Raw genomic sequence first — 15,091 nt, 5'->3', positions numbered from 1 at the left:
AAAAAGCCCAAATCAATAGGTTTGGGCTTTTTTGTGAGTGGGCATATCAACAATAATCGATACTGGATCTACGATAAAGTATGGCTAACTCAGCAAGTGTTAACCTAATTGTCCTGCCACCATAAGTTCACGACTTTCGGGGATTTCATTGTAAGACAGTACATGCAAGCCCCTAGCAAAGGCTAATGCATAACGTGCTAATATCGGCCTTAATTGCGGCGCGACAAGCAACATCGGGCTATGCCCCTGCTCTTTCGCCTCAGCGAGCAGCTGTGGCATGCCCTGCTGAAGTTGTGCTAGTAGAGTTGGGTCAACAGGAAAGCTGTCTAACGACACCTGCCCTTGTTGCTGTGATTGATTAAAAGCCGTCATCAAAGTTTGCTCAAGTTCAGGCGTCAGCGTCAATACATTAAGCTTACTCTTGGCACCTGCAATACTGTGAACAATGTTATTACGCAATGCACAACGCACATCTGCCGCTAACAACACCGGATCTTTACTATTCTCACTACAATCTAATAATGTGGTCGCAATGGTGCGAATGTCTTTCAGTGACACTTGCTCTTTTAATAACAGCCGATACACCTTCAATTGGATAATGGGCGTTAGTGCGGTATTTAATGATTCTGCTAACTTAGGTGACTGTTTAGCTAAGCGATCACTTAATGCTAATACATCATCATGTTGCAGCATATCAGATAAGTTTTCACGAATAAGTTTACTCACATGCGTTGCAATCACAGTCGCATTATCAACCACTGAATAGCCTAAATTTAATGCGCGCGCTTTTAAGTCCTGCTCAATCCAAATAGCATCCATATTGTAAGCAGGCTCTTTGGTAATAATCCCATCAATATCACCAAATACCGGCCCACTTTTGATGGCCATCAATTTATCTGATTGCAATTCTGCTGTTATTGCCGGATTACCCATTAAATTAATTTGATAAGCATTTGGGGCTAATGACAAATTATCCCTGACCCGCACTTCTGAGAGTAAAAAACCCGCTTGCTCGGACAAGGTACGTCGAATACCCGTGAGCCGTTTTTGTAATTCTGCGCCTTTAGTACGTTCAACTAAATGTACCAATTGATAACCTAAGCGCACTTCAATTAAATCTGTATAAGGTAATGCATCCCAACTCGGCGGTGATGGTTCAGCGGTATTACTTTCGAGTTTTTCTTCAAGTTTGGATTCTACGACTTCCGGTTTATTCTGACTTTGCTTCCAAGACGAAAACGCCAATATTACAGCAAAAGAGATAAACACCATGCCTGGCATTCCAGGTACGATACCCAAAATGAACATCACGATAGAGGCGGTTGCTAACGTCTTAGGATTGGCCAATAGTTGCTTTTGCAATTGCTCTGGCATTTCTTCAGCATCAGAAACACGAGTAACAATAATTGCCGCTGCAGTGGCTAATAAAAGCGAAGGAATTTGTGCAACAAGACCATCACCAATAGTGAGAAGTGCAAAGGTTTTAAAGGCATCTGAAGCACTCATATCATGCATGAATACACCAATAGCGATACCGCCAATGATGTTAATCATTAAGATAAGAATACCAGCGATAGCATCACCACGAACAAACTTTGAAGCACCGTCCATCGAACCGTAAAAATCGGCTTCTCGGGCAACCTCTTGGCGCCTTGCTCGAGCTTGTTCTTGGGTTAACACACCTGAGTTTAAGTCAGCATCGATAGCCATCTGTTTACCGGGAAGTGCATCCAAGGTAAATCGGGCTGACACTTCAGATATTCGTTCGCCACCTTTAGTGATAACCACAAAGTTAATGATCATCAAAATAAGGAAGATAACAGCACCAACAACATAGTTACCGCCAATAACGACTTCACCGAAGGCTTGAATCACCTTACCAGCAGAGTCTCCCCCCTGATGACCTTCAATCAGTACCACGCGAGTAGAGGCCACGTTCAAAGTCAGTCGTAATAGCGTTGCAAGTAGCAATAACGTAGGGAAAACTGAAAATTCCAGTGGTCGTCTAATTGATACACCAACCAGCAACACCATGACCGCAAGGACAATGTTAAAGGTAAATAAAATATCCAATAGCCATGGCGGCAATGGCAAGATCACCATTGCGAGCACAGCTAATAACATTACCGGAATACCGATATAGCTTCGGCTGCCAGAAAAAATTTGCGAAAACCAGTTCATGGTTTAATGGTTCCTTTAATCATGTCGTAAATGAGGGGGAATATAAAAATGTGGTAACGGATCAGGCTTGGCTTGAGCACCACTCCTTGCCGCTTTTATTTGCAATACATAACTGAGTACGTGCGCAATGGCGATAAACAGTGCTGCTGGAATTTGTTGTTCAATTTTAGTGGAATAATAAATTGCCCTTGCTAACGCAGGGATTTCAATCACCTCAACATCATGAAGCTGAGCAACTTCACGCATGTATAGCGCCAGTTCATCAACACCTTTAGCTATAACAAATGGAGCATCAGCTTTATCGGCGTCGTACCTTAATGCAATCGCGTAATGAGTTGGGTTAACCAGTAATACATTCGCTTGCGGTACTGCAACATCAGCACGAGAGCGACTAATTTTTTGCTGCATTTGACGAATTTTCGCCTTAATTTCAGGCTTACCTTCCTGCTGCTTATGCTCATCCTTCACTTCTTGGAAAGACATTTTAAGTTCATTGTGATGATGCCAATACTGATAAGGTACATCGATAAAAGTAATCAATAGCAACCCAGTACCAAGATAAAACAGTCCCGCCGAAATAGTATCAATACAACTTCTTACAGCATCATCAATCTGCATTTGGCTACTAGCCATAATTGATTGCAGATTGCTCTGTAAGAAAAACAGCATAATACTGACCAGCAGAGTAATTTTGAGAACTGACTTAACTAACTCAACCAATGATTTCATTGATATCATGCGGCCTAAACCAGCAATAGGATCAATACGGCTATATTTGAACGAGGCATTTTTTATGTTAAATAATGGCCCGCCAGGCATAGCACCTGCAACCATAGCAATGATGCCTACCAGTAAAAAAAGCGGCCCTAGAAGGCTCAAAATAGCCAGCAATGCTGCGCCCATATGCTGCTGCATTATATCGGGTACGTTAAGCTGCTCTTTGGTTAGTATCATATTAAAACGAGTCAGTTCCGCCACCTCGCTGGCCATCCAATCAGCGCTACTGGTGAGCATAATGGCGCAACCAATAATCAAGGCTGAAGCTGCCAAATCTTTCGAACGAGGAACCTGACCTTGCTCACGCGCTTTACGGAGTTTTTGCGGGGTAGCTTGCTCTGTTTTACTTTGGCCACTATCTTTGCTACTCATACCTACCCCCCGATAAACTGATGCATCGACGACAATGCATCGAGGCAAATATCACTATAGCGACTAGCTAGGCCACTAAAAGAGAAAAAGACACATAACAAGCCCATTAACATCGACATGGGAAAGCCAAGTGCAAAAATGTTTAAAGATGGCGCTGAGCGGCTTAACACACCAAAAGTTAAGTTGACCATCAACATGGCTACAATCGCGGGTATTGCCAACATAAAGCTTGCCGCGAATAACCAACCTATTCGGTCAATTAAGCCCATTAAAGGCAATTCAAAAATCCCCATGCCCACAGGCCACAGATAAAAACTGTCAACAACAATCCCTATCGCAACTAAGTGCCCATCTAACGCCAAAAACAATAACGTGCCATAAAGCAAAAACAATTGGCTAATAATAGGGTTAGAGTCACCATTGGCGGGATCATTCATAATGGCCATTGCCAAGCCCATTTGCATTGACATCATCGCGCCCATTTGGGTCATTACGCTGATCATGATGAGTAAAAATAGCGCCATCATAAAGCCCACAAGCAGCTGTTCAACAGCAAGTAAAAATGAGCCAATGGATAAGGCATCAACAATGGGCACAGCGGGGATGAGTGGCGCGACTAATGCACTTAATAAAATGGCAAATAATAGTCTCGCCTTCACAGGGATATACGTGCTGCTAAAAAAGGGCATCACCATAAACACCCCCATAAATCGGCAAAATGGCCACCAAAAAGTACCAATAAAGCTGCTGATTTCAGCGCCTGTCAGCGACAGCATTACGCCGAACCTGCAGACTTCAAGTTAATTGCTGCAACCCTAACCAATGACATGGGGAATACTTATAAATAGTTGTTCAAATAAGTCACTTATTTTCATCAATAGCCATTCACCGGCAAATAACACCATCAGCAGCGTTATGACCAAGCGGGGTAAAAAGCTCAAGGTTTGCTCATTGACTTGGGTCGCAGCCTGAAAGACTGCAACACATAAGCCGACTAACAAGCCCGGTACCACCAATACGCCCACCATCATGACCACCAAGAAAATGGCATCAGCAAAAAAAGACGTTAACTCATTAACATCCATAATCTAACTCCTGATAGCTTTCACCCATGAGGCTTATTAACATTGTCTGTTGAATCATATGTACCATCATGTCAGCCCTAGCTAACCGAAACTGGCAGCTAAAGTGCCTACTGTCATAGCCCAACCATCAACTAAAACAAACACCATTAACTTAAAAGGTAATGAAATAATAAGCGGCGATAGCATCATCATACCCATCGACATCAAGACACTAGCAACCACCAGATCGATCACAAGAAATGGAATATAGAGTAAAAAACCAATTTGGAATGCCGTTTTAAGTTCACTAAGAACAAAGGCTGGCATTAATACAAAAAATGGGATTTCATTGGCTGTTAATGTGACGGGTTCATTAGCAATCTTTAGCATTTGCTCTAAATCAGTTTCACGAGTTTGCGCCATCATAAACTGCCTTATTGGCACTTCAGCACGCGCAACCATCTCAGTGAGTTCAATCTGGCCATTGTCATAAGGGATAAAGGCATCTTCATATATCACCTCGCCAACAGGACGCATAATGAAAATAGATAATATCAGCGCAATGCCAATAAGCACCTTATTAGGTGGGCTCTGCTGTAAACCTAACGCTTGTCTTAAAATGGATAACACAATAATGATTCGCGTAAAGCTGGTCATCATCATCAACATCGCGGGTAGAAAACTTAGCACTGTCATCATGGCTAAGATTTCTAACTTGATATTGACTGTTTGTGATTGGTCGCCATCTGCTAATGTAAACAGAGTTAAGCCGTCATTAGCATAAACATTAGGTGCTAACAGACATAACAGCAGCAGAGTGACTCGCAACATATTAGTCGTTCGCTCCAGTTAAACTGATCGCTTCAACTTCTAACAATCGCACACCGTAACGGCCTTTAACTTCGACCACTTCGCCTCGGCCTAGCAAAGCACCGTTAACCCGAATATCTAATGGTTCACCCACCATGCGATCCAGTGCGACAACATCGCCTTCGCCCATCTGTGTTAACTCACCTAAAGACATTTCAGTGCTGGCCAATTCAAGTGTGACTTGAACAGGTAACTGATGGAAGAAAGACATATCTTTTAGCACTTTTGCTTTCGGTGCAGGCTTTGAATCAACCAATGTATCTTCTAACAATAAATCGTCATCTAATAGAAAATCATCGTCTTGTAATAGTATATTTTCAGGCATGGTTAGTGTCCTCTGAGTGAAACGCTTCCTGGGTAAGTTTGGCGACCAATTGTCCTTCATTAGAATGGACAGTGGCATAAAATAACGGGCGATGACCAATAGTAACGGGGCATCTAGAATGTAAATTCATGGGGATAATATCGCCCACTTTTAGACCTTCAAGTGATGTAATCGGTACATTCTGATTACCGAGTTCCAACGTCGCCTTGATTGGAATTTGCCTTAGCCTTTGGCTCAACTGTGAAGATAAATCAGGGGCAGCTTGATACTCACTTGGTTGCTCAGCCATTAAACCTAAAGCAAATTCGGTCATACATAACAGCATTGGCGGACCAACATGTTCGGATGGAAAATTCAACGTCCATAGCAATGGCACTTCAAGTGGCGTGGTATTGACGACGAGCTCAAGGTCTAAGCCTTCATTATCAAGTTCTGTAATAGGTAAAACATCTAAGGCTGAACGTAATAATCGTTTTACTAACCTAAACTCCGATAAACTTGGCGCACGTAATGGTGACTGTAGTGGACTAGAAAAACTGCCATAGTAGCCACTCGCCAATTGATCTAAAGTGCACTTATCAATGCGCCACCAAGCCAGTGGTGTACGTCGATAGCTCATTAAAAACCAAGCATGGTTAAGATTAGGATTAATCGCGGTAGATTCGGCAGATAATTCAACTCGCGATAAAGAATGATGACCTTGGCTAATTAATGGGCCAAGCAAGTCATTAATATTGTCAAGCAATGAGCGATGACAACGTTCTAATTGAAGTAAAAGCCGACTTCGAGCTAATTTCTCTTGTACTAAGACAACAGATCTAACTTTTTCTAGATTCTGCTTCTTTATTAAACTTGCTTTGGCTGTAGTTTTCATTCTTGTTTTGAAACTCACTTAAATTTAAAGCATCGCATTATTACTGCCCACAAAAGAAACAAAATTAAACATGGGCGCTACAATAAAACCTTGTAATACAAATTACACCCAATAAATATCAAAGACGAACAAAGACTGCCATAAAAATGACTTTGCACTTTATTTTGACGCCATGTGAATAAGTACCGAATATATAACCAGCGAATATAAAAATGAAACTTTAAATTGAATTAATAATAAATTAATAATAAATTAATAATAAATTAATATTGAATTAATAAATTAAGACCTAGCAGCTAATGCAAATTAAACCTTAAATAACAATAGATTAAATCAGCAATGCCTATTAATTTTATTAGATTTATTTGTTCACTGTAATTTAGCGGGGATACTACAACATTTAAAACATCAAAAACAACTTGAAAAACATTACTACATCACAAAATTTATATTTGTTTATATTTTTTATAAAAAGTATATTTTAATAACTTTTGTTTTAGTGTCTAATACTGCGAAATTCTAATGTACTCAATAGAACAGAATATTTACTAAGGGATATTAATAGTTGAATAAGTTTACAATTATAACAATTATCACAATTACTTTCCCATTTAACGCTTATGCGGAAACAATTAATAACATTTATAAAACAACCATGGAGAAAGCATCATGGCTATATAATGGTGATATTTTTAATTGTGAAATAAGCCATGATGTTGACGGCTTTGGCCAGTATAAAATAACGGCATACCCTGGTGACGAATTAATAATCAGTCTACATTCTGATTGGCTTCGTTTATTTGATACCACCAGTGATATTTATATTGAAAGTTCAGCGTGGCAACAACAACATAATAAACCTTTTACCCATTCAGAATTAACATGGCGTGGAAGCTTTGCCCATACCAGTCGTAACAGCCGTGCATTTTTAGAAGCACTAGAGCAAGGGCAAACATGGCAAGCCAACATAGCACCCATTAACGGGGTGCAGTACCAAGTCAACTCGACTCCAGTTTCGACTCGCTCAGCAGTAAGACAATTTCGCTTGTGTCAGCAGGAATTACTGCCTAAACCCTTTTCTTACGTCCGTCGGGTTGATTTAACCTTTGACAGTAATTCCAGCAAGCTGGATGCTGATATCGAACAAGATCTGATCGCAATATCACGCTATATCAGTGCAGATCCGACGGTGACTGAAGTATTAGTTGATGGTCACGCAGACGATTCTGGGGATCGTTTTATTAATTTACAACTCAGTAAAGAGCGTGCGCTAGAAGTACAATCAAGGCTGATTGAACTAGGGGTTTCTGTCAACATGATCCAAGTCAGACATCATGGTTCGCGTAATCCAATTGCAACTAACAATGCACAAGGTCGAGAATTAAATCGCCGAGTGATGGTCAGGTTAGTTAAAGGGACCACCAAAGCTTCTTCCAAAACGGCTAAGGTCAGTCAATGAGTCAGCAATTTCGAATTCAATTAGTTGAAACTAGACTAAATGAGCAAGGCGCTAAACTGCTGAGCAATCATGGCTTTGAATTATGGGACAATATGATGCCCCCGCCATGGTTATCAATCATTAACTTATCAGACTGTACCCCTGAACAAGTTATTCAGAAGCTCGCGCTTTATCCAAGTAAAAATCAAATAGCATTACTTGATCCTGAGCAAACAGAATTAGCCTCCATGGCAATGCAAGCAGGCATTCAAGATTACCTTCTGTTACCCATTGATAATCAACAATTACTATCGCTGCTCGTTCGCTTACAAACTCTGGATAAAACAGACACTGAAATTGTCGCAGCCTCTTCTGTTAGTCGACAGCTGCTCATGCTTGCTCAACGTGCCGCGGTCACTAATGCTACTGTTTTGCTGACAGGTGAAAGCGGTACCGGTAAAGAGCCGTTAGCAAAATATATTCATCGACATTCAGCTAGAGCTAATAAGCCTTTTATTTCAATTAATTGTGCAGCAATACCAGAAAACATTTTAGAATCCATATTGTTTGGCCACATCAAAGGGGCCTTTACGGGTGCTGTGAGTGAGCAGCCAGGTAAATTTGAACAAGCCAATGGCGGTACGATTTTACTTGATGAAATAGGCGAAATGCCATTACTGCTACAAGCAAAATTATTACGCGTTTTACAAGAACGAGAAGTTGAGCGCTTAGGCAGTCATAAGCCAGTTTCACTCGATATTCGCGTTATCGCATCGACCAATAAAGATTTGCGTCAAGCTGTGGAAAATAACGAATTTAGACAAGACTTATTCTATCGCCTTGATGTTCTACCACTAAAAATAACCCCTTTAAGACAACGTCGTGAAGACATACTACCGATAGCAGAATTCTTCTTAAACTTGTATCACAACTGCAATACAGATCAACCTTGTTACTTCAGCGATCAAGCACGGCAACTGATGTTAAGTCATCAATGGACCGGCAATGTCCGTGAACTTGAAAATGCGATTCAACGAGCATTAGTGCTACGTCGTGGCCAAGCTATTCAAGCTGCTGAACTGGGGATTGAATCAAGCATTTCAGCAGCCAAAGTATCATCAGAATCAGGCTTAAAAGACTCAAAACGACAAGCTGAATTCCAATACATTATTGATACCTTGAAAAGATTCAATGGCCAACGAAACCTGACTGCTGAATCCCTCGGAATGACTACCAGAGCATTGAGATACAAAATAGCCCAAATGCGTGAACAAGGGATCGATATCGATTTAGCCCTTGGAAAAGTCGCCTAAAAATTAATTTAGTCATAGATAGGAAAAACAATGTCTAACGCAACTATGGTGACCATGCCGCCTCTGATGAACCAAATGAATCTCCACTCAGAAATGGCAAAGGGAGCAATTAGCGTAGGTCCAAATCCACGAGACTTTGGATTGCAAACCCCCTCTTTTACTGAATTGATGGAGCAAAAGGTCGCAGCAATTAATACTGACCAAAATACTTCATCAGCGTTAATTAAAGCCGTTGATAGTGGTGAAAGTGATGACTTGGTGGGGGCGATGGTCGCCTCGCAAAAAGCCAGTTTATCTTTTTCAGCCATGATTCAAGTCCGAAATCGTTTAGTACAAGCGTTTGACGAAGTAATGAAAATGCCAATTTAGGTTGGCGTAAGCCATTTTTACTGAAACAACATTTAATCCCCTTAGGTAAAACTGTCTTAGTGGAAGGATACTAAAGAAATGCCCACAACCCTGACTCAAGCCGAGCAACCAATGAATAGCGTTGATGCGAAAAAATCGCCATTTATAACCATGAAAAATAAATGGACCCAATTTAATAACGGCGATAAGCAAGTGGCCATTTTAGCCGTTTTCGCTATTGTTGTTGCCTGCGTAATCGTATTGATGTTGTGGACCGCCAGCCAAGGTTACCGTCCACTGTATGGCAACCAAGAAAAGGTTGAATCATCAGAAATTATTGAAGTACTTGAAAGTGAAGGCATCAGTTATCGGCTAGATACCAACTCAGGGCTCATTTTAGTCCCTGAAGAACGCCTAGGTAAAGCACGGATGATTTTGGCTGCTCGCGGTGTAAAAGCCGAACTACCCATGGGTATGGAAGCACTTGAAACCTCAGGTATTGGTACCAGCCAATTTATGGAGCAAGCCAAGTATCGTTACAGTCTTGAAGGTGAATTATCTCGCACGATCATGGCGTTAAGATCCGTTAGAACAGCACGAGTCCATCTCGCTATTCCAAAGAAAACATTATTTATTCGTCAGCAACCGGAATTGCCGTCAGCATCTGTGATGTTAGATTTATATGCTGGTGCTAATATTCAAACAGAACAAGTCGAATCGATTGTCAACTTAGTTGCTGGTAGTGTCACAGGGATGACAGCAGAACGAGTACAGGTTGTCGATCAACAAGGTAATCACTTAAGTTCAGCATTGACCCTTAATAATGATATTACCCAAGCTCGAGATCGTCAGCTTAAGTACACCCATGAACTAGAACAAAACCTGATTAATCGTGCATCTAGCATGCTTTTACCGATACTTGGACAAGAAAACTTCCAAGTTCAGGTTGCTGCACAGGTCAACTTTAATCAAGTAGAAGAAACCAACGAGTCTCTTGATCCTCAAGGGATTGTGACTCGAGAGCAACAAAGCTCAAATGAAGTCAACGGTGAGCTCGCGATGGGGATCCCTGGCGCACTGAGTAACCAAGCCCCAAATGCCGACGCCTATGCTGCCAATAACCCACGTCGAAATGTCACCCAGCAAACCAACCGTAACTTTGAAGTTGGACGCTCAATAAAACACACGCGCTACCAGCAAATGCAGCTTGAAAACGTGTCAATTTCAGTGCTGCTTAATAACCAAGCCGCAGGTGAAGATGGTTGGTCACAACAACAACTCGATTCACTGAGCAGCATGGTACAAGACGCAATAGGGTTTACCGCTGCGCGTGGTGACCAGTTCAGTATCAATAGCTTCGACTTTGCCCCAGTGCGAATTGCTGAATTTCAGCCAATGCCATGGTGGCAAACTGAAGGTTACGAGTCTTATTTACGCTACTTAATTGGCTGCTTATTAGGTCTCGGACTTATTTTCTTTGTATTACGTCCATTAGTTAGACACTTAACAACCACTGTTGACTTATCAGCCCTTAAAGATAATGACCAACAAACAGAATCACTGGAATACTCAGAACCTAAAGCAGCGCCACTGGTTAATAACAGTGATGACCCGCAAGCCATTGCAGACCAACTCATGGGTCTAGGTCAGCCTAAGTCTGATGCAGATTTAATGAGCATTGGTTTACCTGAAACCAGTTCGCCACTCAAAGTGAAGATGGAACATTTAAGCTTACTTGCAGAAAAAGAACCTGCACGTGTCGCTGAAGTCATCGCCAACTGGATTAGTGACAAAGATGGCAAACAGCAATAATTGCAGACAGGATTAGGTGTTAACCCAATGAATGAAATAGATATAAATTTAGATAACCTTGACCAAGCAGCAATGATTTTATTGAGCATGGGTGAAAAAGGGGCTGCACAGGTCATGGCGCATTTAGACCGTAATGATGTCCAGCATCTCAGTCATAAAATGGCCCGTTTATCGAGTATCACCCAACATGAAGCCGATGCGGTTATTGGACGATTCTTTCACCGTTATCAAGAACAGTCAGGTATTGCTAGAGCCTCACGTTCATATCTACAAAAAACCTTAGATTTAGCCTTGGGTGATCGCGTCGCCAAAAGCCTTATCGATAGTATTTATGGTGATGAAATTAAAACCTTGGTTAAGCGATTAGAGTGGGTAGACCCTAAGCTACTTGCCCGAGAAATTACCCATGAGCATTGTCAGTTACAAGCGGTTCTTCTAGGTTTATTACCACCAGAAAGCGCTGCTAAAGTGCTATCTGGGCTTCCAGAAGCAGGACAAGATGAACTGCTAGTACGTATTGCTCAATTAGGTGAGCTTGAACGTGGCGTAGTAGAAGAGCTACGTCACTTAGTCGAGCGCTGTATGCTGATCGCCATGGAAAAAAGCCATACTCAAGTATCAGGAGTTCGCCAAGTGGCTGACATCCTCAACCGCTTTGACGGCAACCGTGAACAGCTAATGGAAATGATCAAACTTCACGATAAGAAATTAGCCAGTGAAGTTGCCGATAACATGTTCGACTTTATTATTCTTGGACGTCAAAAAGCCGAAACACTGCAAGAAATCATGGCAATTGTACCAACCGATACACTCGCCCTTGCGGTTAAAGGGATTGAAACTGAGCTTAAGAAGACCTTGTTAAGCGCCTTGCCTAAACGTATGTCTTCAGCCATTGAAACCCAGGTAGAGGCCATTGGTACAGTACCACTCAGTCAAGCTATTGCAGCTAGAAAAGACATCATGGAAATAGCAAAGCAAATGATGGATGAAGGCCAAATTGAATTGCAGCTCTTTGAAGAACAAGTGGTGGAATAATGAAAAAGACCCATATACCTGAGGAGCGTTTTCGCCTTAGTGCAGACCGAGTAAGACGCCACCAATTTGCGCCACTGCATGCACCAGAAATAGACCCTAATAGCGCCGAGCCAAGCTGGGAAGATTATCAACAAGCGTTTGATAAAGGCTTTGATGAAGGTGTAACCAAAGGCCATGAAGCGGGGTTAGTTTCTGGCCACGAAGAAGGCCTGCAAAAAGGTTATGCATCTGGTTTTAACCAGGGGCGCATTGAAGGTCAGCAAAAAGGTAAAGATAGTATTGATGAACAACTCAATAGTATTATGGCGCCACTTTCTGCAATGAAGTCATTGCTAGAAGAAGGTCATACCCAGCAAGTGATGCAACAACAAGATCTCATCCTTGAACTTGTTAGACGGGTGTCGATTCAAGTCATCCGCTGCGAACTCACATTGCAACCACAGCAAATACTGGCATTAGTCGAAGAAACGCTGGCTGCGATTCCTGACGACCCAACAGAAGTAAAAATTCATTTAGAACCAAGCGCTGTCACTAAACTTAGAGAGCTTGCTGCAGATAAAATTCAGCACTGGACACTGGTCGCCGATAGTAATATTAGCGCTGGCGGCTGCCGAATTCTGAGTGATAAATCTGATGCTGACGCCTCTATGGAAACCCGACTAAATTCTTGTTTAGACCAGGTCGAGTCTCACCTTAAAAGCATGCCAATAAACCCAAAAACTAGTGAGGCAAGTGTTGAAGCTTAGCGCGACAATCCTTGACTGGCCTGCTATTCCAGTTGCCCAAGTCTACGGAAAACTGACCCGAGTTAATGGCTTACTTTTAGAAGCGGTAGGGTGTCAACTCGGCACCGGCGATCGTTGCCATATTGAGTGTCGAGACGACCGCCTTGTTGAAGCTGAGGTCGTTGGTTTCTATAAAGACACCTTATGTCTGATGCCAATCGAGCCAACCTCAGGGTTAATGCCTGGTGCTCGCGTCATGCCAATAACAGGGCGTTGCCAAGTGCCTGTCGGCTCAGGCTTATTGGGTCGTGTATTAGATGGTTTAGGTCAGCCTTTAGATGATTTAGGCCCGCTTAGCCAAGTGCAATATGTACCTATGGTACATAAGGCCATAAACCCACTACAACGCAAGCCAATAACTGAACCCTTAGATGTTGGTATCCGCGCAATTAATGCCTTACTTCCTATTGGCAGAGGCCAGCGACTGGGCTTATTTGCAGGGTCAGGTGTGGGTAAAAGTGTGTTACTAGGCATGATGACCCGCTTTACAGAAGCCGATATTGTTATCGTTGGCTTAATCGGTGAACGTGGTCGCGAAGTCCGTGAATTTATCGAACAATCATTAGGTGAAGAAGGTCGTAAACGAGCTGTTGTTATCGCAGCCCCTGCAGATACGACGCCGCTAATGCGTATGCGTGCCATGCGTTTATGCCACCATATTGCCTGCGCCTACCGTGACCAAGGTAAACGCGTTTTACTCTTGGTTGATTCACTGACCCGCTACGCACAAGCGCAACGTGAAATAGCGCTAAGCTTGGGCGAACCCCCTGCCACTAAAGGCTATCCACCTTCAGCATTTGCCCAACTACCAACCCTGGTTGAAATGGCAGGTAACGGCCAGCACCCAGTAGGCACTTTAACCGCCTTTTATACCGTATTGACTGAAGGCGATGATCAACAAGATCCTATTGCCGATGCCGCACGGGCAATTTTAGATGGTCACATTGTCTTAAGTAGACAATTAGCAGAACAAGGGCACTACCCTGCCATTGATATAAACCAATCAGTTAGCCGACTTGCCGCGCAAGTTGCACCAGCCGATTGCTTAGCCCAAGCGCAAGTATTTAGACATCTCAACAGTAAATATCAACAGGTTAAAGAGCTATTGCCACTAGGCGGCTATCAAGCAGGCCAAGATCCTGAGTTAGATATTGCCGTAAAAGCTTACCCGCAAATGGCGCAATTTCTCAAGCAAGCGACCAGCGCCCAGGCCTCTCACCAGCAAAGTATTGAGCAGTTGCAACAGCTTATTGAAAGCTTTGGCTATCAGGCTAAAAACTAGAGTATCAGATGAAACAACTGCATCAATTATGTCAGCAAGAAGAAAGAAAACTGCACCAACTGGGCCAGCAAAAGGTATCCAGCCAACAACGTATTCTAGAGATAACTAGCCAGCAAACTCAGCTAACCAAAATGGTGACTGAATATCACCATTTACCTCAACAATATGCTAATGCCATGCTAATGCAAAATAGCGTGCAAATGATTAACGCTATCGCGCCATTACAAAAAAAATTAACTCGACAAAAAATTCTGTTAGAACAAGAGCATCTGCGGGTAGATAAGATTTGGCGTAACCAATTAGGCCGCCAACAAGGTATTAGCTGGCTATATAAAGAACGTAAACAACAACACCAGCATAAGCTCGATAAACAAGAACAAAAGCAATTAGATGATTTAGCAGGTCGCTACACTATTGAGCGCTAAGCTAACAAAAAAGAAATGAATAGATGAATCATTAACAGGTAGGAAATTAATAAGTAAGTAATGACAAGATAGACAGTTAAATAAAAAAAGCGTGTTTAAACAACACGCCATCAGAGGGTGTAACAGATTCTGTGTAACTGCAATTTAGTTAATATGCTTCACAATTCTGTCTTCGAACTCAATAATAAAT

At 42.2% G+C, this 15,091-nt stretch carries 15 protein-coding genes; 8 read left to right on the top strand and 7 right to left on the bottom strand.

What is annotated here, in order from left to right; all coding sequences use genetic code 11:
* Positions 1–99 precede the first annotated feature (99 nt).
* From flhA to Q4546_RS17060, 7 genes are all read right to left on the bottom strand, one after another.
* Positions 100–2,181 carry a flagellar biosynthesis protein FlhA gene (gene flhA, locus Q4546_RS17090; protein ID WP_102520352.1) on the bottom strand — a complete coding sequence of 694 codons (2,082 nt, stop codon included), beginning with the start codon at positions 2,179–2,181 and terminating at the stop codon, positions 100–102.
* Positions 2,182–2,196: 15 nt separating this feature from the next.
* Positions 2,197–3,330: a flagellar biosynthesis protein FlhB gene (flhB, locus tag Q4546_RS17085; protein ID WP_303446696.1), complete on the bottom strand. Its 1,134-nt coding sequence runs from the start codon at positions 3,328–3,330 to the stop codon at positions 2,197–2,199.
* 2 nt (positions 3,331–3,332) lie between these two features.
* Complete coding sequence (fliR, locus tag Q4546_RS17080) at positions 3,333–4,106, bottom strand: flagellar biosynthetic protein FliR (protein ID WP_102520354.1); 774 nt, start codon at positions 4,104–4,106, stop codon at positions 3,333–3,335.
* Positions 4,107–4,145: 39 nt separating this feature from the next.
* Positions 4,146–4,415 carry a flagellar biosynthetic protein FliQ gene (locus Q4546_RS17075; RefSeq protein WP_102520355.1) on the bottom strand — a complete coding sequence of 90 codons (270 nt, stop codon included), beginning with the start codon at positions 4,413–4,415 and terminating at the stop codon, positions 4,146–4,148.
* Between the two features lie 81 nt (positions 4,416–4,496).
* Positions 4,497–5,225 carry a flagellar type III secretion system pore protein FliP gene (gene fliP, locus Q4546_RS17070; protein ID WP_303446693.1) on the bottom strand — a complete coding sequence of 243 codons (729 nt, stop codon included), beginning with the start codon at positions 5,223–5,225 and terminating at the stop codon, positions 4,497–4,499.
* Position 5,226: 1 nt separating this feature from the next.
* Entirely contained in the window at positions 5,227–5,589 is a 363-nt protein-coding gene (fliN, locus tag Q4546_RS17065; RefSeq protein ID WP_102520357.1) for a flagellar motor switch protein FliN, read from the bottom strand.
* Positions 5,582–6,463, bottom strand: a complete 882-nt coding sequence (locus Q4546_RS17060; protein ID WP_102520358.1) for a FliM/FliN family flagellar motor switch protein — start codon at positions 6,461–6,463, stop codon at positions 5,582–5,584. Before Q4546_RS17060 ends, fliN begins: the two co-directional genes overlap by 8 nt.
* A 655-nt stretch (positions 6,464–7,118) precedes the next feature.
* On the opposite strand from Q4546_RS17060, the gene Q4546_RS17055 reads away from it, so the two are divergent.
* The 8 genes from Q4546_RS17055 (at position 7,119) to Q4546_RS17020 (ending at position 14,901) form a co-directional block, all read left to right on the top strand.
* The gene (locus Q4546_RS17055) at positions 7,119–7,922 is read left to right on the top strand and encodes an OmpA family protein (RefSeq protein WP_303446691.1); all 804 of its coding nucleotides are present in this window, start codon (positions 7,119–7,121) and stop codon (positions 7,920–7,922) included.
* Entirely contained in the window at positions 7,919–9,214 is a 1,296-nt protein-coding gene (locus tag Q4546_RS17050; protein WP_102520359.1) for a sigma-54-dependent Fis family transcriptional regulator, read from the top strand. The genes Q4546_RS17055 and Q4546_RS17050 overlap by 4 nt, the downstream gene beginning before the upstream one ends.
* Positions 9,215–9,244: 30 nt before the next feature.
* A complete protein-coding gene (gene fliE / locus Q4546_RS17045) occupies positions 9,245–9,583 on the top strand; it encodes a flagellar hook-basal body complex protein FliE (RefSeq protein ID WP_102520360.1) in 339 nt (112 codons plus the stop codon).
* Positions 9,584–9,661: 78 nt separating this feature from the next.
* The gene (gene fliF, locus Q4546_RS17040) at positions 9,662–11,374 is read left to right on the top strand and encodes a flagellar basal-body MS-ring/collar protein FliF (protein WP_303446690.1); all 1,713 of its coding nucleotides are present in this window, start codon (positions 9,662–9,664) and stop codon (positions 11,372–11,374) included.
* Positions 11,375–11,401: 27 nt separating this feature from the next.
* Complete coding sequence (locus Q4546_RS17035) at positions 11,402–12,409, top strand: flagellar motor switch protein FliG (protein ID WP_102520362.1); 1,008 nt, start codon at positions 11,402–11,404, stop codon at positions 12,407–12,409.
* A complete protein-coding gene (gene fliH / locus Q4546_RS17030) occupies positions 12,409–13,155 on the top strand; it encodes a flagellar assembly protein FliH (protein WP_102520363.1) in 747 nt (248 codons plus the stop codon). The genes Q4546_RS17035 and fliH overlap by 1 nt, the downstream gene beginning before the upstream one ends.
* On the top strand, positions 13,145–14,476 hold the full coding sequence (gene fliI, locus Q4546_RS17025) for a flagellar protein export ATPase FliI (RefSeq protein WP_303446705.1): 1,332 nt from the start codon (positions 13,145–13,147) through the stop codon (positions 14,474–14,476). The genes fliH and fliI overlap by 11 nt, the downstream gene beginning before the upstream one ends.
* A gap of 8 nt (positions 14,477–14,484) precedes the next feature.
* The gene (locus Q4546_RS17020; protein WP_102520365.1) at positions 14,485–14,901 is read left to right on the top strand and encodes a hypothetical protein; all 417 of its coding nucleotides are present in this window, start codon (positions 14,485–14,487) and stop codon (positions 14,899–14,901) included.
* The last annotated feature ends 190 nt before the right edge of the window (positions 14,902–15,091 follow it).

The organism is Shewanella sp. 4_MG-2023 (genome assembly GCF_030548015.1).
Classification (GTDB): domain Bacteria; phylum Pseudomonadota; class Gammaproteobacteria; order Enterobacterales; family Shewanellaceae; genus Shewanella.
This window is presented reverse-complemented; position numbering and strand designations above follow the sequence as displayed.